Genomic DNA, 20,132 nt, shown 5'->3' with positions numbered 1-20,132 from the left:
TCATATTCCAGACTCCGTTACATAAAGGGCATGAAAGGGAGTGATCCAGAACATCTATATTACAACGTCTACATTTACTCATAATACACCCCGTTACTTTCTATCGATACATGAATCCCATCCCGAACCATCTGGCGGAAAAATTCTTTCTGTATAAATGTTTCACGAATGGCAGAGCTGAAGGTGAAGACCAGTGTATCCTTATAACTGATGACACTTCCTTTGATGAACTGTCCTTTGGACATCGACAGAACGACATGGAAGCGGTCGATATATTCCTTATATATATCATCAACGGATACAACTCCAAGGTTGGTGATCGTTGATGTATTTGCTTTTAATGAAGCTTTATAAATACGGCGCATGGCGATGCTCTTAAAGACACGCGGAACGGCACGGATAATAAAATTCACTTCATTGGAAACGTTATAGGATAACAGCTTCTCCAGATTTTCTTTATTGATCTGTTCCTTCAGACTATCTGCGATGATGTGCAGAACATCTTCAAATGTATAAGTATCCTTCTCCGGCTTGAAGTAAGCAGAGACAACGGCAAAGAAGTTCTTCGTTGTATTGGAATTAAAATATGGGCGAAGATTTACAGGAACAACGGTGCTGATCGGACGCTTGGAAGGCTGCCCTTTCAGGTATTCTTTGTAGATTGCCCATGTAAATGTTCCAAGCAGATACTGGTTGATGGTTACACCATATTTTGCTGCCGCCTGTTTGATCTCGGAAACCGGGATATAGCCGTGCAGGATAGCAAAATGATTAAAAGGCAGCTTTTCACCTTTTAAGATAACTGCTTTTTCCGTTTTATAGGAACGTTTGGCAGGTCTTATATAGTTCTTCTTGTAGCTGTCCTCGATATCCAACGAGGAATCTGCATTTAAGGTATTACCTGCTTTTTCAGCAAGTTCCGGGTATTTGTACCGGAGGTACTGATAAGTCAGTTCCTTCAGGAAAATAAGAGCACCATTTCCATCTGTTAAGACATGAAAGACTTCCAGATTGATCCGTTTCTGATAGTAGGTAACACGGAACAGATATTCATTATTTGTATAGGGATTGATATACAGACAAGGGTATGTGTCTTCTGGCATTACCCTTGGAGCAGGTCGTTCATTTGCTTCAAAGTAATACCAGAAGATCCCATTTTTTAGTTTGTGATTAAACACATCAAAAAATGGAAGAATCTTATCCAGTGCCTTTTGCAGGAGCTCTGCATCTATGTCTTCTGTCAATGTAACGGAAATACGATAAACGTTGCTTACATTTTCGCTTACAATGACAGGAAACAGGTTGGCAGTGTTATCGAGTTTATCCCATTTAATAGTCTTATTTAATCGTTTCGACATGAAAGATCACCTGATTTACATAGCTTCCGGTGCATTGATTCCGAGAAGCTCTAATGCATCGTGAAGAGTTTTCTTTGTAAGGTATGTCAGCATGACACGGGCATTCTTTACATTTTCCTCCGGTACGTTGATACGTGTGGAGTTATAGAATTTGTTAAATGCCTGAGCAACATCGACAGCGAATCTTGCAACAACAGATGGTTCGTATTTCTCTGCTGCATCCGATACAACCTTAGGGAAACGGCTGATCTCTTTTAAGAGATTCATAGCATCCGGTTCAGAGATCGTGCTGTAATCAACCGGCTTTGCAGGATCGAAATTCTCAGCAAGTCTTACAACGCTGGAGCATCTTGCATGTGTGTACTGAACATAAGGACCGGTCTCACCGTCAAAGTTTAATACCTTATCCCAGCTAAATGATACATCCTTGATACGCTGGTTATAAAGGTCATTGAACAGAACAGAGCCAACGCCGACGATCTTGGCAACTTCTTCCTTATCAGGAAGGTTCGGGCTCTTTTCTGAGATGATTTCAAAACTCTTTTTAATTGCATCATGCAGAATATCTTCTGCATAGATGATATTTCCGCTTCTGGTTGAAAGCTTTGCACCCTCTAAGCTTACCAGTCCATAAGGAATGTGAACCAGAGAATCCTTTGCCCAGTCATTTCCAAGAAGCTCAACTACCTTGAATACCTGTGCAAAATGCAGCTTCTGTTCCTGTCCGGTTACATATAAGCATTTTGTGAAATGATAGGTATTCTTACGATAGAAAATAGCAGCCAGATCACGGGTTGCATAGATGGAGCTTCCATCTTTCTTTGTAACGATACATGGAGCCATATCATAGTCGGACAGATCTACGATCATAGCACCTTCGCTTTCCTTTAACAGGTTCGCATTTGTCAACTGGTCAACAACTTCCTGACATTTGTCACGATAGAAGCTTTCACCGAGATAATAATCAAAATCCATACCCAGAAGGTCATAGGTACGTTTGTATTCTACAAGGCTGATGTCCTTGAACCACTGCCAGATCGAGAGTGCTTCTTCATCCCCATGCTCCATCTTGCTGAACCATGCTCTTGCTTCATCTACAAGCTCCGGATTCTGGTCTGCTTCTTCATGGAACTTCACATAGAGACGCATAAGCTCGGCAACGCCATCTTTCTCAACTGCTTCCTTTGTTCCCCAGTTCTTATATGCAACGATCAGCTTACCAAACTGTGTACCCCAGTCACCTAAGTGGTTGATACGGATTACTTTATAGCCGAGTTTGGAATAGATCTTATAGAGGGAATTACCGATGATAGTAGTTCTGAGGTGTCCAACGTGGAAGTTCTTTGCTACGTTTGGCGAGGAGTAATCGATGCAGATAACCTTGTCTGCACCTTCATCGGAACCGCCGAAGTTGTCCTTTAATGCTGATTCGATCATGGTCTGGACAAAGATATTTTTCTTTACGAAGAAGTTCAGATATGCGCCCTGAACATCGATCTTATCGAGAAAATCAATATCACCAATAGCTTCTTTGATATCGGCTGCGATCAGGTTTGGTGCTTTGTGCATAGTCTTTGCCAGTCTGAAGCAAGGAAATGCATAGTCGCCAAGCTCCTGCTTTGGTGGTATCTCAATAAAAGTTGCAATTTCTTCAGCAGTCATGCCTTCTACATGATTTGCAATCAGATTTACGATTTTTTCTTTCATAATTAAGGTTGTCCTTTCAAATTCTTTCTTATATATTAAGGAAATGTCCTTATTTTTCTTTCATTTCATAATTAAGGGGGAGAACCCATAATCTACATTATTTCAATCGGGATAGAAAAACGGATATCTGTTCCACTGATGATATCACCTTCTATCTTAAGTTGTCCATTTAACAAATAAATAATCTCCTGAATGCGGTGAAGTCCACTGTTCCATGGAGAGGTGTGACTGTAATTCTCATCAATGCCGATGCCGTTATCATTGATATGTACCGATATCTGATCACTGTAGATCTGAATGTTGATACCAACACGATTTGCATTTGCATGCTTATATACATTGTCCAGACATTCACACAGTATACGGATCAGACTGATCGTGATAATTTCCGGAATCTCGATCGAAGCATCCGGACAGTCAATGTCAGATTCAATGACACATTCTGGATAAGCATCTTTGTATCGGAAAATGGTATCTTCTAATAAGGTTTCAATCGGTACAGTTGCATCAATGTCACCGGTAAGTCCCAAAAGGATAGCATTCAGAGAATCTTCCATGGATGCAGTTGAGTCGATGAGTTCATCAAGTGTGATCTTTGCCCGGTTGACATCCGACTTGATCAGCCATGACAGGGAATTCAGAGTATGTCTGGTTCGATCTAATTGCTCCAGAATATCGGTATGTAAGGATTGTACTAATTTATCCTGATCGTATTTTTTCAGACGAAGAATATTGAAGCCATGATTGATAACCGGAAGGTCTTCTTCAACCGGCTCTTTTTCCAATGCAACCGCTTCCTTTGTGAATTCTTCTGCCATTTCATCCAGAAAAGCATCCAGCTTTTTGGTTGCTGTATGAATGCGTGTGATCCTGCCCTTCAGCTCGTCGGCATCTGCCTGTAAGCAGTGGATCTTTGTTGTAAGAGCAGCATTAGAAGCGTTCAGCTCTTTTAATTCCTGTTCAATCTGTGCAGCTTTTTCTTCCTGCGTTGTTGTCGTTGTAGAAAATGGAGAAAAGACATTATGTCCGGCACTGTTTTTAAAGGAGTAGACCTCCAGTGTTTTCATAAGTTCATCAATTTTAATCTTTAATTCAAACTGTTCTGTTTTCAGAGCCTGGATCTGTTCCAGTTTCTCTACATACAGTTCGTTGAAGTAGTCCAGAATTTCCTGATTGGAATCCCGCACTGTTTTCAGATTTTCCGTTGTTGAAATATCCATGATATTCTCCATTCTCCTCTATATCTGTTAAGAGGTTTTGTTGTTTCTATTGTACCTTACTCGTCAAGGTCATTATCAAATGTTTCCTGAAGCTGTCGTCTGCGTTCTTCATATTGTTTTTTTCTTGCTGCCTGAAGCGCGCGTTGATGCTTTCTTGCTTTCTGTATATGGATCAGATAGGCCACAAACAATACGGCAAGAAGAAGCAGAACTGCAAGAATGATCCACAATGGATGGATCGACAGCTTCTTTTTTGCTGCAGAGGCTGCAACTGTTGCACCGGCTGCATGTTCTGTGTTATTTGATGAAATCTGTTTCCCATCCGGGTTATAGCCGGTTACGGTAAGATCTGTTGTTCCTATCATATTTCCGCCATAGGAGAGAATCAGATGCCCCACGGTATAAGTATCTCCATCTTTTACCGGTTCTTTGTTATATTCGATACTGTAAGTTAATTTCTTAATATCATCATTTTTATTAAAATTCAGTTTATAGTCCTTATCAATCTGCAATGTAATATCAGAACCGGAATCAGTCTTGTAATAGGAGTTCAAATAATCAAGCGTCTGTGATGTCTGGGTGCTGTCAAAGGTATAGTCGGCCAGAGGTGTCTGGAGACTATAATTCCGGAAGCAATACTCATAGATGGCTTTGCTGTCAGTGTAGGTATTTGCTGCACCGTTACAGTTCATCAGAACGCAGATCAGTTCGGTATCACCTTTTTTACTCCAGGTAACAAGGGTATTTAATGCATCATTTGTATAACCGGTCTTACCGCCTTCGCAGTATTCATAGTAATATTTGCTGTCGGGATTTGTCATTTTACAGTGCTGCCAGAGCTGGCGTTCTTCCTCGCAAATATTTGTCGGTCCAATGACATGATTTCTGGTACCTGTTATTTTACGAAATTCATCGTGTTTCAGACAGGCTTTGGTTATTAATGCCATGTCATAACAGGTGGTATAATGGTTCTCATCCGGAAGACCATTTGCATTTACAAAATGAGTGCCAAGGCAGCCAAGCTTGACTGCACGTTCATTCATCATTTTAGCAAAATCTTCGATGCTCCCACCAGAGACAAATTCTCCGATGCCCCATGCAACTTCATTTGCGGATTCCAGCATCATACCATAGAGGGCATCCTCCATAGAGATCTGTTCACCTTCATCCAGACCGATATGGCTGCTTCCTCGATCAATGCCGAAGACGGCATCGTGTGACATTGTTACAGTATCGGTCAGCTTTGTATTTTCAATGGCAAGTAAGAAGGTCATAATCTTCGTGATACTTGCCGGGTACTGTTTATCAAAAGCGTTTTTTTGATATAGAATATTCCCAGTATTTGCGTCCAGTACGATGGCATAGTTGGACGCAAGCTCCGGTGCTTTGCCCGGTTCATCAGGGTACTCGGTTGTAACTAAGTATTCAGTTGTTCCATCCTCATCTGTGCTGTTATCTGATCCTTCGTTTGTAGAGTCATCAGATGCCGTATTCGTAACTGTACTGTCTGGAAGAAACAAATGGTCTGTTCCGGCAGCAGAGGATGACGTGCTGTCTATATAGAAAACGCTCATGGTAAATAACAGAACAGTGGACAGGATAACGACAGGAATTGCATGTCTTGTCCTGTTTTTCTTCGGGTTCTTTCTTATCTTCATGAACGGTTATTCTCCAATGCTATTTCTTTGTTCGATATGCAACCAGCCGGTTGATCGGAGTACCAAGAGCAGAAAACTTTGCTTCGTATTCTGTCATGATATTTCCTTCGTTGTATTCGGAATGGTGCAGATCATATGTGTAGTTTTCAAGTGTCCATCCTGCTTCCGGAACCTGCTCTAAGGAGAAGTCAAATAATGGGCGGTTATCTGTCTTGAACATAACACGTCCGTCCGGCGCAAGGATATGATCGTAGTGTTCGAAAAAGTGAGTTGAAGTCAGTCGTCTCCTGGCATGGCGATCCTTTGGCCATGGATCAGAGAAGTTCAGGTAGATATTTGCTACTTCATTTTCTGCAAAGACATTCTCGATGTACTCAGCATCCATTCTTATAAAATAAAGATTGGTCATGTCTTCTTCCTGTTCACGTTTCTCGATGGCACGTACCAGAACACTGGAATATTTCTCGATGCGAGATAGTTGATATCCGGATTCCGTCTGGCAAGCTCCATGATAAATTGTCCTTTTCCCATACCAATCTCGATGTGGATGGGATTTGTATTCCCAAAAAATTCGCTCCATTTGCCTTTCATGCTTTCTTCGTCGTGTACGACGTATTTGTTGTCGGCGATTGTCTCTCTGGAGCCTTTTACGTTTCTAAGTCTCACGAGGGTGTTCCTCCAAAATAATCTTAATTCGCAATGCCTACCATGTGGTCAATTCGCAATGCCCACCTCGCCTGACGGCTTTGTGGTGGATCGCAATACCCACCATGTGGTCAATTCGCAATGCCACTTCGCCTAACGGCTTTGTGGTGGATCGCAATGCCCACCATGTGGTCAATTCGCAATGCCCACCTCGCCTGACGGCTCGTTGTAGTGCTTCGCACTATAGAATTATATATATATAGAACTCGCCGTAAGCAAGCTTCCGCTCGTTCTACATATATATAATTCTGCATTGCTCATTGTTCCATTATATCAATATTAGGGTTTTAAAGTAAATAGCGGGGCTGTTTTTTTTATGTTTTTTCGTGGGTTTTGATGGTGAAATCAAGAATTACCGGGAACTTATTCTGGTTTCTTCATATAATATGGTATAGGAGGCTTTTTTTTGGTGGGGAAGAGATTTTTGTCCGTCAGAAGTTGGATGAAAAGCGGAGGTGTTTTTGTGAATGGGAGATCATAAATTTCAGAAAAAGGTGACTGCATGCTGTTACTGCAAAAAAGGATTTAACAAATGGTGTGTTTGTTTATACAGGGGATATGAGGAAGTGAAAAAAATTTTGAATCAGGATTGCTGCAAGAGAGAAAAGAAACCGCGCTGCTACAATAGAAGAAGATAAAAATCAATAGGAAAAAGTACAAAAATCCGCATAAAATCTATGCAAATAACCGATATTAAAAAAAGTTAAAATTTTTTGAAAAAAATGCTTGCATTTGGATAAACTATGTTATATAATCAATTTCGTTGTCGGCGAGATAACAAAATAAAAAAGACTTCGGGCCGCTAGCTCATTTGGTAGAGCACCTGACTCTTAATCAGGGTGTGCGGGGTTCGAGCCCCCGGCGGCCCACTACAAAAGTCCTAATTTGGCAGATATTTGAAGCTGCTGGGTTGGGGCTTTTTTTCGGTATAAGAATATATATTTTTGATTCAGGTAGTTCTCTTTTTTTCAGGAATAATAACTGTTACAGAATAGAGTCCATTTTCGTAATTGATCAGGCAAAATCCGCCGCAGGCTTCAGCAGATTTTTTTACATTCTTCAAACCATATCCATGAATAAAGTCCAGATTTTCTATATCTTCCGGTGGTTTTTTTCCAATAGGAAAATGGTAGGTATTTGTAATATAGATTGTAAAGGTATGCTCGATCGTCTGAATATTGATATTGATCTCGCCACTCTGTTCTTCCAGACAGGCATTTAATGCATTATCTAACAGGTTTCCAAGAATGATAGTCATATGATAATCGTCACATGGAACAAGATCATTGTCAATTTTTAGTTTAGTTGTGAGTTTGATGTTGTGGCGGGCAGTCCGAAGCATCAGATTGCTTATAAAAGCATCAATGACTAGATTCCCTGTATTTACAGTACAATATCTGGCTTCCAGATCGGACATAGTTTCTCTGGCATATGGAATGATCTGATCATAATGTTTTTCATTTACACAGGTTTCAATATAGAACAGATGCTTTTTTGTATCGTGCATGAATCCACGAATGTTTTTATAGGCATCTCCAAGCTGCTGGTATTTTTGTCGCTGATAGTTTACCTGCTCGGTAAGCTGATTGGTTTCCTGTGCAAGGGACTCTGCTTTTAATACACTTTGGAGCAGAATGTAATTTACAATGTTGATAATAAGCAGAAATATAACCAGGATCAGATAAGTGTTTGGTTCGGTTTTATTCAAACTGAAAAAGGTAGGAAGTAATACAAGTGTGCAGGAAAGTAATGGGATGATCAATAGTAAAATGCTATATTTTTTAGATTTGATTCCAGCCTTTTGCTTTCGAATGACATGAAGAATCATAATGATAAGCAGAATTAATAAATCACTAACAAGAGAAATAGATGTGAATACGATCTCAGGTAAGGAATCAAATTGTATGGTTATATCTGTAAAATGTGAAATAATATAATATGCCATTTCTTCGCAGATGGAAATTATTATAGAATAACTTAAAATGACAGAAATTCTATAAATAATTCCGGAAGTAAAAAATAAAGAGAGACATAAATTCATAATATTTGTAAGCATTGTCCTTGTAGCAGAAGCCCAATATGAAACATTTCCTACCAGTGGATATGAAATTATCCAGAAGATAGAGTCAGCTATTATAAAGGCAAATAAAATATAATATGGATTGTAATCTCTTTTTTTCTTTTCAAACATAGTTTGAAAAAAGATATATAATAATGAATTATCAAATATAAAACTAAGCACGCTTATTAGAACTATCATGTTTGATATCCTCTTCTTTCTATTTTAAAACGTGAATAATACGGTTGGCATAAAGTTGCTGTAAAGTTGTTACTTTTCTTCTGCTTATAGGAATCAAAGTCCCATTAGCTATTACAATATTTGAAGGCTGAATTGTTTGAATATGCCGTATATTTACCAGATATCCACGGTAAGGAGAACAAAAATCATGATCAGATAAGCGATTTTCCCAATCCTGAATCGTTCCTTCTCCTGTTAATATGGCATCAATTAAATGGTATTCCAGATATCGTTTTTCTCCTTTAACAGCCTGAATATATAAGATATTGTTTACAGGTATCAAATGTTCTTTTCCATGTGAGTCAATTACAATTTTAGTTATATGAGAATGTTTATATCGACGGATGATATCGGAAAGTAGTTTTTCTATTCTTGTATAACTAACAGGTTTTGTAAGGAACTGAAAAGGCTGTACATCAAAACTTTCCTGCATGTATTGTGGATAGGATGTTACAAAGACAATGAAAACATCATCATATAATTCATCACGTAGATATCGGGCGATCATCATACCATTAATTTCAGGCATTTCGATATCAAGCAGTAAAATGTGAAATGTCTGCTCCTTTTGTGCCTGCAGAAGGGTTGCCCCAGAACGGAAGGATTCGATTTCAAATTCAATATTATAAGATGCCATATAATGTTTAATGTGTTTTTCCAAATGAATAATGTCTGTTTGTGTGTCATCACAGATGCCGATTCGTAATATCATAAATTCCTCCTGTTTTTCCAGATGCCAATATATACACTTATTACACCCTCGACCATACACAGCATAATAATTCCGCAATAGGTGATCTGGTGATGTAGATATAGAAAACCTGTTAAGATTGTTAAAATGAAACAGGTTATCAGGCATCGGTGAAATAATTTCTTTTTCTGATGTTCAGATAAACGCTTGTTTTTTGTATCTACTGGTGCAACCGGAAGTATCATACACCAGGTGAGCAGATATAGGATAAATATCCAGACAGGCTTTATATGTTTAAGAATAAGCGAACAAGAAAAAATAGTTATAAGATAAATCCCATAGGATAGTATGGTACAGCCAAGTCTGGTATTTGCATGAAATCCACCTGCGAAGTGGCGGAGAGGAATGGTGACCAGAAGATAGCAGAGCGTTAGGTCGAGGCGGTGTACGAGTAAACCGATAATAAGAACAACTATATCATATAGTAGGGCTTCAATCAGATAATCAAACAGATAAGCATAGATTGCCTGTTGTTCTTTTAATATCTGTCCATCTTCGGTTAAGGTATCTGCCAGATATGTTCCAAGTTGTTTCATGTGTATTGTCCCCCTTTTTATAGATAAAGCCAGTATAACATGATTTAAAAAAAAGTGCATTTTTTTGGAGTGAAGGGTCGAAATTAGGGAGCAAATGGTATAACTACTACCGTTCACTCCTTAATTTCGACCACTCACTCCCAAATCGACACAATTTGCAAATAATATGCTAGAATATAACTACGGTTTGGATTTTAGCCGTGATAAACAAAGGCTAAATAATAAGAAAGGGGGAGATGCTTATGAAGAAGGCAATAGCCAGACTAATCTGTAAGTTTGGAACACAGCTTTGTGCTGTGGCTATGGTCATTGCACCACTGGTATCTGATGTATGTAAGAATAAGTATTATCAGGCAGAAGAACCAGAAGGATTAGATGCATTTGCAGATAGTCAGAGATTCAAATTGAGGGGATAAAAGCAGAAAGCGATTCTTCAAATAATGAAGCACGTTATATTTTCCATGTTGTTTATAATAAGAAAAATCGACTGTAAATGGAAAATATGACGTGCTTTTGTTAAATAAAAATATTGAGCGCAGAGAGGTGGATATCATGATAAAAATAGAACATTTGACAAAAAAGTATGGAGAAGGAGATTCCTGTTGTCTGGCGCTTAATGACGTTAGTGCAGATATTCAGGAAAATACATTTACAGTTATTACAGGCAAAAGTGGAAGCGGAAAAACAACATTATTAAATATGATCGGATTGATTGATAAGCCGGATTCTGGAAGCATATTGGTTGAAGACAGGAATATATTGGACTATGGTAAAAAAGACTGTTTACGATATCGTCGGGAAATGATTGGAATGGTATTCCAGTTTTTTCAGTTAATACCGGTTCTTACATGTCGGGATAATATTATGATCGCAAATGAATGTGTAAAGAAATGTAAGAAGGATTATTTTGATACATTGACAGAACAATTAGATATAAAAGATCTTTTAAATAAATATCCGGATCAGTTATCAGGTGGACAACAACAACGGATTGCAATCGCGAGGGCATTGATCAATCAACCCAGGATCATTCTGGCAGACGAACCAACCGGTAATCTGGATTCGGAGAACAGCAGACGTGTCATTGATCTGTTGAAACAGACAACAAATGAATATGGCATGACTTTGCTCATGGTGACGCATGATGCTGATATTGCAAAGCAGGCAGATCACTGTATTCATCTTGTTGACGGAAGAATCCAGCAGAATTAAGGAGGGGAAACAATATGAAGTGCCGATTGATATTTCACAATATCCTGCACAACAGGAAAAAAGCGGTTCGGGCAATTATAAGTATTTGTTTTTCTGTTATGCTTATCTTTTCCTCAATCAATGCATATATATCATTTCAGGATATGCGGCTGCAAAATGCGTATCAGACAAATGGAGAATATAATATTACTTTACATAATGTAACATATAAGGTTCGTGACTGGATATTGGAGCAGTATAAGGATCAGGCAACACTTGGTGTAGAAAAAATAGTTGCAAATGTAAATAATGAATTATGCATCGTGGATAGTGATGCAGCTTCGATCACTATGAATCATTACCAATTAGAAAAGGGCATTTTTCCCCAAAAAGAAAATGAGATTGCTATATCGGCAACAGCCAAATACAAAAATGTATATATTGCTAAACAATTTGATCTGGGAGACACAGTTACCTTCAAGGATCAGACCTATACGATTAGTGGAATTTTAAATGATTATGATTATAGTACACAGGACGTCTATAAGGTTGCGATCGTAAATGGAAGTATACGGGGAAATTTATACAACATCTATATTCATTTTAATGATCGACGGGACTATCAGCCGGGATATAAAGCAATAAAAAAATATATGGATCTGAGTTCCAAACAGATTTTTAATGGTGATACCGCCCATGGATTTATGGAAGGATACCATATGATTACAAATGGAGATCTGAATGCGATAGAGATTGACAGATCAGGCGGGCTGGAGGATACCAATATTGGACAACTCCTCATGGGTTTTATCATACTAATCATACTTACTTCACTCATTCTTGGTATTCATATTTTCCTGTCGTATATGAGTGAAAGAAGTAATCAGCAGGGAATCCTAATGAGTCTTGGATTTTCAAACAGCTATATTTTTTCGGCATATTTCCTGGAGGGTTTCATTCTGATAATTATTGGATGTGTGCTTGGACTTATACTTGGAAGATATATTACCATTTTGATCTTTAAGCTTATACAGTCATTACGAACCATCCCACTGGAACATTTCGCTCCACAGTTCCAGCCAATTTCATATATGGTCATTTGGGGAATCTGTGTATTGGATTTTATAGTTGGAATCTGTCCTGTATTAATATATCGTTCAAGAATGAAAATGATCGATATTATGAAAGGTGGAAAGAACAATTATAAGGTAAAGGATAAACGTGGATCTGAAAAAGGAAATATCATGATGCGGTATTCCATTCGGGATACCGGAGATTATGAAAAGGTATTTTCATTCCTGTCTCTTGTCTTGATCGGAATGGTAACGATGCTGGTTCTTATGGTAAATCGTTATGTATCATATCAGTTATTGTCTGAGGAAAGTCAGGATGTACAGTTTTCACTAATATCCGATGATGTCAGTCATATGGACGATTTTGAAAATCTGATACCGGGCGTTTCCTACTATGATGAGGTTTATGATACTATGGGTGAGTTTTTCATTGATCCTTCTCTTATCAATATGGACTATGCAGATGATTTGATATTTTCAGATGATGAAAAGGGTGTGTGGTGTGAGATTGTTGGTGTCAGTGAAAAACAATATAACCGAAAAATAGAGATGTCACAGGAGGTCAGCTATAATAAGTTTGTCCAATCTGGAGGAGTGATCATAATTGATAATTATAAGAATACAGAAGATTGTATTTTAAATGATATCCCGGATACACTAAAGTATGCGGGTCGTCAGGAGGAAGAAGGACCGGTATTTTCAGAGGGAGAAGTACCGGTTTTCGGAAGAAGCAGATTCTTAAACTGGAAGGATCAGAATGGAATCGCTATCATTGTTCCTGAAGAGCTGTTTAAAAAACAATTCGATTATACAAATGTACTTATTAATATAAATGTAAAGTCGGGTTATGAGTTAAAGGCAGCAGAGTTTCTGAATACACATGCACCTGTATATGAATATTCTTTCTTCGATACTTTGACAGATTATATCCGGGATCAGGATAATAAGAAAACGATTCAGGGTGGTACTTATGGAATTTTTGTAATCATTATGGTAATTAATTTCCTGGCAGTTTTATATATCCATGCACTGACATTCGTTCGACGCAGACACAACTTTGCCATCCTGAAGGCAATTGGCCGCACAGACAGCAGTATTATTTTGCCGATGCTTCTGACCAAGATTGGTCAGGGAATTGTTGTATCTATTGTAGCTGTCTTTATAGTGACACTTTTGTGCCGCTTATATTTGTCAGAAATAACAAAAAATATTGTGTTAGTTGATGGCTGGAAAAGCATAGCACTGGTGCTTGCATTTGTTCTGTTTATTCAGATAGTGGCAATTTTTATGGATGTTATTCAATTAAAAAGACAAAGAATCTTAAGGGATCTGAGAGAGGAATAAGGGAGGGTAATTATGAAAATGAAGGTAAAGATTCTTTTATGATAAGAGCTGACACGATAACAATAGAATTGTTAGGTGTCAGCTCCTTTTTTAAGATATATTATTTTAATTCTTTCAATATCTTTAAGGTATATTTCCATGTTCTGCGGACACTTTCCACGTTCATGGATTCGTTGGTTGTGTGGATATCGTCCATATCCGGTCCGAAGGATACACAGTCAAGTCCCGGAAGTTTAGAAGCAAAGATTCCACATTCTACACCGGCATGGAGTGCCTGTATTACAGGTTCTTTTCCATACTGCTGTTTGAATATTTTTACCATCAGATCGCGAAGCGGAGAATCTTCCCGGTATTCCCATGCGGGATAATCTCCGGTTACTGTCAGTGTTCCGCCTGCAAGAGTGGCGAGAGATTTCAGGCTGTTAAGCAGAGCATCTTTTTCGCTTCCGATACTGCTTCGGACGGAGCTTTTAAAAGATACCATGCCATTTGTTGATTGATCGTCTGGTTTGATCGTTGACAGGATACCGAGGTTCAGGGAAGTCTGAACCAGCCCTGCGATATCTTTGCTCATTTTCCGGACACCATTTGGATAAGTCATTAAGACATCGATCACGGTATGGGTAGATGTATCCGTCATTGTGGCTGCCGGAAGATCAACAGGCTCTAAGGTGATACAGATATCCGGGTCTGTATGGGTGTATTCATGACGGATGATCTGATTCCACTTGGAGATGAGATCCTGAAGACTTGCGTGCGCAGAATTTGCTGGAATATCTGCATGGCCTGGTGTGTTTATGTCAGACATATCGGTATCAGAAAAGATAACGACAGCTTCTGCATCGGTCGGAATGGCGTTATCCTTTAAGCCACCGGAGAGTGTAGATAATTTCATATCAAAATCGTTTGCAAGTGCGTTCAGAACACGTCCTAACACCTTGCTGGCATTTGCACTTTGCTTGTTGATCTCGACACCGGAATGACCGCCACAGGCATGTGCGACAGAGAGCTTATAGGCAGATGCCTTTTCGTTCGTATTTTCCCATTTAACAGGGATCTGAACATCTGCGGTTGCGCCGCCTGCACAACTGACAAGCAGATAGCCTTCGTCTTCGGAATCAAGATTTAACATGATACGGGATGAAAGTGGTGTGCAGTCAAGAGCCGCCGCACCGAGCATGCCGATCTCCTCATCAACCGTGAAGACTGCTTCCAGTGGTGGATGTGGGATATCGTGAGAGTCGAGTATTGCAAGTGCAAAAGCGACAGCGATTCCATCATCACCGCCAAGGGTCGTGCCTTCTGCGCTGATAATGCCGTTTTCCAACTTGAGTTTCAGACCGTCGGTATCCATATTGATCGGGCAGTCCTTTTCTTTCACAGCAACCATGTCAATATGTCCCTGCAGCATGACAGGGGCGGAAGTTTCATAGCCGGATGTTCCCGGCTTAAAGATAATGACATTGTTGGAAGCATCTTTGATATATTTCAGTTTATGTGCTTCGGCAAATGCAGCCAGATAATTACTGATCGCATCGGTATGACCGGAGCCATGTGGGATGGAGCAGATTTCTTCAAAATAATGGAATACATTTTGTGGTTCTATAGATGATAATACAGACATATGTGCCTCCTTGAAATAAGCTCATGATATAATGCTGAAAAATCACTTGCTTGCAAGAGATGATTTTTCGAATGCATTGAGTGATGAAATCACGATATAATGCTGAAAAATCACTTGCTTGCAAGGGATGATTTTTCGAATGCATTGAGTGAGCTATGCTTACACTATAATATAAAATAAAATGTGCATATCTAGTATAACACAAGATATGCACAGATAGTTGTTGTATTATTTTCCAAGGGCAGTTGTTCGTAAAAAAGATTCCTGATATTTTCTTGGAGTGACTCCAGTTGTCTTTCGAAATACTTCTGTAAAATAACTCTGGCTGGGAAATGCCAGAATTGAGGCAATTTCAGAAGGCGAGAAATCAGAATAAAGTAACATATTTTTTGCTGTTTCAATTTTTTTATCACGAATATAGTTGCTGATTGTCTGACCGGTTTCCTTTTTAAAAAGCCGGGATAGATAGGAGATATTTAATCCTGTCAGCTTAGCAAGTTGTTCTGCTGTGATATGGGTATGAAGATGATCATAGATATAATCCAGACAGACAGCAATATGGAGTGATGATATTTTGGATTTTCGAAGGTTTCGCATTCGTTTCGTATAATCCATACACATGGCAGGATGAAGTGCTGCAACTTCCTCTGGCGTTTTGCAACGGTCCGCTTTTTGGATATAGAAATCGCTCAGACTGTAGGCATTTGACAATTCCATACCACCTTCAATGCAGTAACGTGCAATAATTGCTGTTGTAATGACATAATGGTATTTTATGTTTTGAAGATAGTGGTCGGACAAGGTGCCTAATCCTTCTTTATCTAATAAGGATTCCTGACACAGCTGTTCAACCTTTGCTACATCTCCTTCTTTTATCGCTGCATAAAAGGAAACCTCCGGATTGTATGGAGCCCGCAGAAGATTATTTTCCCTTTGAACAAATTCTCGGTATACAAGTTCTTTTTTCAGTTGCATATTCTATCCCCGTTCGTATAAAACAGTCATAAGACTATATAGTAAATATGACAGATAAAACAATATGACTATTAGTAAATTTGTATAAATTGTATCATAAAACATGACTATGGTCAATAAAACGATATAAAAGTAATATAAACGATATAAAGAAAACAGTAGTCTTCTTATACTATTTGCATAACAAAAATTTATACGGGAGGTATGTATTCATGAAAAATGCAAAAAAGATTATTGCTTTTTTAATGGCTCTTACACTTTTAGTAAGCACCATCCAGATGCCGGTTATGGCTGCAACAACAAAAAAAGCAACAATCAAGACGGTATCGATTGTAAAGCCTGAGACAAAAACGCTTGTTTTAAAAGCAAAGAAATCATACCAGTTGAAAACAAAAGTAACTGTAAATGGAAAAATCAGTAAGAAAGTAACCTACAAATCTTCAAATGAAAAGGTTGCTACCGTAAGTAAAAACGGTAAAATCAAGGCATTGAAAAAGGGAAAAACAACTATAACAGTAAGAAGCAAGGTAAATAAGAAGAAAAAGACAACCTTGAAGGTTATTGTTGGAACACCTGTTAAATCTGTAAAGCTCAATAAAAGCAAGGTGAAAACACAGGTTGGCAAGAAGGTAAAATTAAAAGCAACAGTTTCACCTAAAAAATCCAGTGTAAAGGGTGTAAAGTTTACTTCAAGCAATAAGAAGGTTGCAACAGTAAGTAAAAAGGGTGTTGTTACCTGTAAAAAGGCTGGAAAAGTTACAATTACAGCTACGGCTAAAGATGGCAGTGCAAAGAAGGCAAAATGTACAATTACTATTAAAAAGAAGAAAACTGAGCCATCCAATAAACCGGGAACACCAAACAAGCCGGGAACACCAAACAAGCCGGGAACGCCAAACAAGCCGGATGATAAAGACGATCAGGATAACAAGGGCGATGAAGACAACAAGCTTTCTTATGATGGATATAATCTGAAATGGGAAGATGACTTTGATGGTGATGCGTTAAATGAGGATGACTGGAATTATGAAGAGCATGCACCAGGATGGGTAAACAGTGAATTACAGGCATATGTAAAGTCTGATCAGAATGTATATGTAAAGGATGGAAAGCTGGTTATCCAGCCTGTCAAGACAAAGAATGAAGATGGTTCATATTCTATTACTTCAGGAAGAATCAATACACAGGGTAAGCATGATTTTACATATGGATTGTTTGAGGTAAGAGCTAAGGTTCCAAGTGGAAAAGGTTTCCTTCCGGCCTTCTGGATGATGCCAACAGATGAAAATCTGTATGGACAGTGGCCAAGATGTGGTGAGATTGATGCTATGGAAGTTATGGGGCAGGAAACAGATAAGGTTTATGGCACGATTCACTATGGAAGTCCACATGCGGAAAAGCAGGGAACATATACATTAGAGAATGGAAATTTTGCAGATGAATATCATACATTTTCATGTGACTGGCAGCCGGGTAAGATCACATGGTATGTAGATGGAATAAAATATCATGAGACAAGTGACTGGTTCACAGCAGTTGAAGGTGAGACAGAGGTTGCTTATCCTGCACCATTTGATCAGCCATTTTACATGATCTTAAATCTTGCAGTTGGTGGATCATGGGTTGGATATCCGGATGATGATGCAGATTATATCAATACTCAGAGTTATAGTATTGATTATGTAAAAGTATATCAGAAGGACAGCTACAATGAAGATGTAGAAAAACCTGTTAACGAAGTAATTATCCGTGATCCGGATGCAAATGGAAACTATGTAAACAATGGAGATTTTGCTAAGACAGAAGATCTCACAGATGACATAGACTGGAAATTCCTTACCGCTTTAGAAGGAGAAGGAAATGCAGTTATTAAAAACAAGGCAATTGAAATACATACAGATAAAGCCGGAACAGTTGATTACAGTATTCAGCTTGTTCAGCCGTCAATTCCTGCAGAAAAAGGCGGCGAATATACAGTAACATTTGATGCATGGGCAGATGAAGCACGTACTATGAAAGTAGATGTATCTGCACCAGATCGTTCCTACAAGCGTTATCTGAATGATACGGTTGTTGACCTGAAAACAGAGAAGCAGACCTATACTTATACATACACCATGACGGATAAGCCGGATGCAAATGCACGTCTGGAGTTCAATTTCGGTGCTACAGATTCAACAGCTACTGTATACATTACAAATGTATCAATTAAAAAGACAGCACAGAAGGAAATTGATAATAGTAAAAAACCTTTATCAGATGGTAACTATATTTACAATGGTGGTTTTCAGGAAGGTAAGAATCGTCTCGGTGACTGGACTGTGACAAATAACTGCCAGGCAGTAGTTAGCGTAACAGGATTGGCAGATGGCCGTCGTCTTATGGTAAAGGCTGATACAAAGAATAAAGCGGATGTAATCCTTTCACAGGATGGTCTTCCACTTAACGTTGAGACAGAATATGCATTGAGCTTTGACGCACAGGCAGATATAGATATGCAGCTTGATGTAGTTATTGCAGGTGAAACATTTACTGCAGATGTAACAACAGACAAACAGACATTTAACTATGTATTTAAAACACCGGAAGAGTTAACTGATGCATTTAAGACGATAACATATTTCCTTGGAAATAAGGGAACGATCTATTTGGACAATGTTCGCGTTGTTGAAAATACACTGATTAAGAACGGAAGTTTTAAGGCAGGTTTCTCCGGTTACGAAGTATATGCAGAAGGCAGCACAGATGTATCTTATGTAGTCGACAGTCAGACAGAAGATTATGCAGCAGATTTTACGATCAAGGATACAGGTGCTCAGGACTGGATGATCCAGTTAAAGCAGAACAATATTAGTCTTGAAGAAGGTCAGTGGTACAGACTATCATTAAAGGCAAAATCAGATATGAACCGTAAGCTTATGGTTGCACTTCAGAGAGATGGTTCATCTGATGATGACTGGACACCATATTCAGGATCAAAGACAGTTGATCTTACAGATGAATATCAGTCTATTGTTGTTGAGTTCAAGATGAAGAACAAGAGTGATCCTAGAACAATTTTAAGTATTTCTATGGGTGCTGTAGGCGATGTTCAGATCAAACAGCAGCATAGAATCTGTATTGATGATATTATTCTTGAGAAAATTGATGCTCCAAAGGTTGATGAGACGGAGTCAGATGTGAATCTGATTAAGAATGCAGATTTCTCAGAGGGAGACAATGGACTTTCAAACTGGGAAGGTGGTATTATGGGTGATGCTGTTGGAACACAGACAGTTGATAAGGGTGTTATCACTTATGAATTATCAGATGCTGGAACTGCTGACTGGAATGTACAGTTGAAGCAGATGGGACTGGCATTGGAAAATGGAAAGACCTATGAAGCAAGTATTACTTTAAAGTCAACCGAAGCAAGAACGGTATTATTGAATTTCATGAGCAACTCTTATAAATGGTATGGTGGAGAAACAATTGTTCTTCCAAAGAATGAAGAGGTTGTAAAAACCATTACATTCACAATGAATGAAGAGACAGATACTGATGCTGGATTCTTCCTCTCTATGGGTAAGATTGCGGATGTTGATACCCCTGCATCTACAATCACAGTATCAAATATCTCTTTAAAAAAGCTTGCTGAATAATTCGCAGGCAGATAAACACATAAGTATTTACACAAGACAGGCATCGGTAT

General features: G+C 38.7%; 13 protein-coding genes, 1 tRNA gene and 1 pseudogene. 5 read left to right on the top strand and 10 right to left on the bottom strand.

Annotation, left to right across the window (positions count from 1 at the left end):
* Window positions 1-74: 74 nt before the first annotated feature.
* The 5 genes and pseudogenes from DXA07_RS00970 to trmB all read right to left on the bottom strand — a co-directional run bounded on the left by DXA07_RS00970 (window position 75) and on the right by trmB (window position 6,453).
* Window positions 75-1,358 (bottom strand): hypothetical protein, encoded by a 1,284-nt coding sequence (locus DXA07_RS00970; protein WP_117822442.1) that lies wholly within the window; start codon window positions 1,356-1,358, stop codon window positions 75-77.
* 15 nt (window positions 1,359-1,373) lie between these two features.
* Window positions 1,374-3,065: an arginine--tRNA ligase gene (gene argS / locus DXA07_RS00965; RefSeq protein WP_117807947.1), complete on the bottom strand. Its 1,692-nt coding sequence runs from the start codon at window positions 3,063-3,065 to the stop codon at window positions 1,374-1,376.
* Window positions 3,066-3,157: 92 nt separating this feature from the next.
* Window positions 3,158-4,285: an ATP-binding protein gene (locus DXA07_RS00960; protein WP_243013868.1), complete on the bottom strand. Its 1,128-nt coding sequence runs from the start codon at window positions 4,283-4,285 to the stop codon at window positions 3,158-3,160.
* A gap of 56 nt (window positions 4,286-4,341) precedes the next feature.
* Window positions 4,342-5,943 carry a D-alanyl-D-alanine carboxypeptidase family protein gene (locus tag DXA07_RS00955; protein WP_118482936.1) on the bottom strand — a complete coding sequence of 534 codons (1,602 nt, stop codon included), beginning with the start codon at window positions 5,941-5,943 and terminating at the stop codon, window positions 4,342-4,344.
* 19 nt (window positions 5,944-5,962) lie between these two features.
* Window positions 5,963-6,453, bottom strand: a pseudogene (gene trmB, locus DXA07_RS00950) (tRNA (guanosine(46)-N7)-methyltransferase TrmB).
* 991 nt (window positions 6,454-7,444) lie between these two features.
* On the opposite strand from trmB, the gene DXA07_RS00945 reads away from it, so the two are divergent.
* Window positions 7,445-7,517: transfer RNA gene (locus tag DXA07_RS00945), tRNA-Lys, on the top strand.
* Window positions 7,518-7,597: 80 nt separating this feature from the next.
* Here the strand turns inward: DXA07_RS00945 and DXA07_RS13225 are convergent.
* From DXA07_RS13225 to DXA07_RS00930, 3 genes are all read right to left on the bottom strand, one after another.
* Window positions 7,598-8,356, bottom strand: coding sequence for a GHKL domain-containing protein (locus DXA07_RS13225; protein WP_243015393.1), 759 nt, complete (start codon window positions 8,354-8,356; stop codon window positions 7,598-7,600).
* Between the two features lie 571 nt (window positions 8,357-8,927).
* Window positions 8,928-9,659, bottom strand: coding sequence for a LytTR family DNA-binding domain-containing protein (locus DXA07_RS00935; protein ID WP_182427494.1), 732 nt, complete (start codon window positions 9,657-9,659; stop codon window positions 8,928-8,930).
* Window positions 9,656-10,234 carry an accessory gene regulator B family protein gene (locus DXA07_RS00930; RefSeq protein WP_182427496.1) on the bottom strand — a complete coding sequence of 193 codons (579 nt, stop codon included), beginning with the start codon at window positions 10,232-10,234 and terminating at the stop codon, window positions 9,656-9,658. The genes DXA07_RS00935 and DXA07_RS00930 overlap by 4 nt, the downstream gene beginning before the upstream one ends.
* A 242-nt stretch (window positions 10,235-10,476) precedes the next feature.
* Between DXA07_RS00930 and DXA07_RS12945 the strand changes: the two genes are divergently transcribed.
* The 3 genes from DXA07_RS12945 to DXA07_RS00920 all read left to right on the top strand — a co-directional run bounded on the left by DXA07_RS12945 (window position 10,477) and on the right by DXA07_RS00920 (window position 13,842).
* Window positions 10,477-10,650: a hypothetical protein gene (locus DXA07_RS12945; RefSeq protein WP_173783748.1), complete on the top strand. Its 174-nt coding sequence runs from the start codon at window positions 10,477-10,479 to the stop codon at window positions 10,648-10,650.
* Window positions 10,651-10,786: 136 nt separating this feature from the next.
* Window positions 10,787-11,446 (top strand): ABC transporter ATP-binding protein, encoded by a 660-nt coding sequence (locus DXA07_RS00925; protein WP_179960553.1) that lies wholly within the window; start codon window positions 10,787-10,789, stop codon window positions 11,444-11,446.
* 14 nt (window positions 11,447-11,460) lie between these two features.
* Window positions 11,461-13,842 (top strand): ABC transporter permease, encoded by a 2,382-nt coding sequence (locus DXA07_RS00920; RefSeq protein WP_117807936.1) that lies wholly within the window; start codon window positions 11,461-11,463, stop codon window positions 13,840-13,842.
* A gap of 100 nt (window positions 13,843-13,942) precedes the next feature.
* Here the strand turns inward: DXA07_RS00920 and DXA07_RS00915 are convergent, their stop codons facing one another.
* On the bottom strand, window positions 13,943-15,466 hold the full coding sequence (locus DXA07_RS00915; RefSeq protein ID WP_118482930.1) for an aminoacyl-histidine dipeptidase: 1,524 nt from the start codon (window positions 15,464-15,466) through the stop codon (window positions 13,943-13,945).
* A gap of 228 nt (window positions 15,467-15,694) precedes the next feature.
* Window positions 15,695-16,441, bottom strand: a complete 747-nt coding sequence (locus DXA07_RS00910) for an AraC family transcriptional regulator (RefSeq protein ID WP_118482928.1) — start codon at window positions 16,439-16,441, stop codon at window positions 15,695-15,697.
* Between the two features lie 212 nt (window positions 16,442-16,653).
* On the opposite strand from DXA07_RS00910, the gene DXA07_RS00905 reads away from it, so the two are divergent.
* Entirely contained in the window at window positions 16,654-20,082 is a 3,429-nt protein-coding gene (locus tag DXA07_RS00905; RefSeq protein ID WP_117807932.1) for a carbohydrate binding domain-containing protein, read from the top strand.
* Window positions 20,083-20,132: the final 50 nt, after the last annotated feature.

Source organism: Clostridium sp. AM54-37XD, from assembly GCF_003478225.1.
In the GTDB taxonomy this organism is placed as follows: Bacteria; Bacillota; Clostridia; order Lachnospirales; family Lachnospiraceae; genus Coprococcus; species Coprococcus ammoniilyticus.
This window is presented reverse-complemented; position numbering and strand designations above follow the sequence as displayed.

What these genes read in the sequence shown, in the direction of transcription:
- DXA07_RS00955 (WP_118482936.1), bottom strand. Translation starts at nt 5,943, where the DNA reads ATGAAGATAAGAAAGAACCCGAAGAAAAACAGGACAAGACATGCAATT.
- DXA07_RS00960 (WP_243013868.1), bottom strand. Translation starts at nt 4,285, where the DNA reads ATGGATATTTCAACAACGGAAAATCTGAAAACAGTGCGGGATTCCAAT.
- DXA07_RS00970 (WP_117822442.1), bottom strand. Translation starts at nt 1,358, where the DNA reads ATGTCGAAACGATTAAATAAGACTATTAAATGGGATAAACTCGATAAC.
- DXA07_RS00930 (WP_182427496.1), bottom strand. Translation starts at nt 10,234, where the DNA reads ATGAAACAACTTGGAACATATCTGGCAGATACCTTAACCGAAGATGGA.
- DXA07_RS00920 (WP_117807936.1), top strand. Translation starts at nt 11,461, where the DNA reads ATGAAGTGCCGATTGATATTTCACAATATCCTGCACAACAGGAAAAAA.
- DXA07_RS12945 (WP_173783748.1), top strand. Translation starts at nt 10,477, where the DNA reads ATGAAGAAGGCAATAGCCAGACTAATCTGTAAGTTTGGAACACAGCTT.
- DXA07_RS00910 (WP_118482928.1), bottom strand. Translation starts at nt 16,441, where the DNA reads ATGCAACTGAAAAAAGAACTTGTATACCGAGAATTTGTTCAAAGGGAA.
- DXA07_RS00915 (WP_118482930.1), bottom strand. Translation starts at nt 15,466, where the DNA reads ATGTCTGTATTATCATCTATAGAACCACAAAATGTATTCCATTATTTT.
- DXA07_RS00905 (WP_117807932.1), top strand. Translation starts at nt 16,654, where the DNA reads ATGAAAAATGCAAAAAAGATTATTGCTTTTTTAATGGCTCTTACACTT.
- argS (WP_117807947.1), bottom strand. Translation starts at nt 3,065, where the DNA reads ATGAAAGAAAAAATCGTAAATCTGATTGCAAATCATGTAGAAGGCATG.
- DXA07_RS00925 (WP_179960553.1), top strand. Translation starts at nt 10,787, where the DNA reads ATGATAAAAATAGAACATTTGACAAAAAAGTATGGAGAAGGAGATTCC.
- DXA07_RS00935 (WP_182427494.1), bottom strand. Translation starts at nt 9,659, where the DNA reads ATGATATTACGAATCGGCATCTGTGATGACACACAAACAGACATTATT.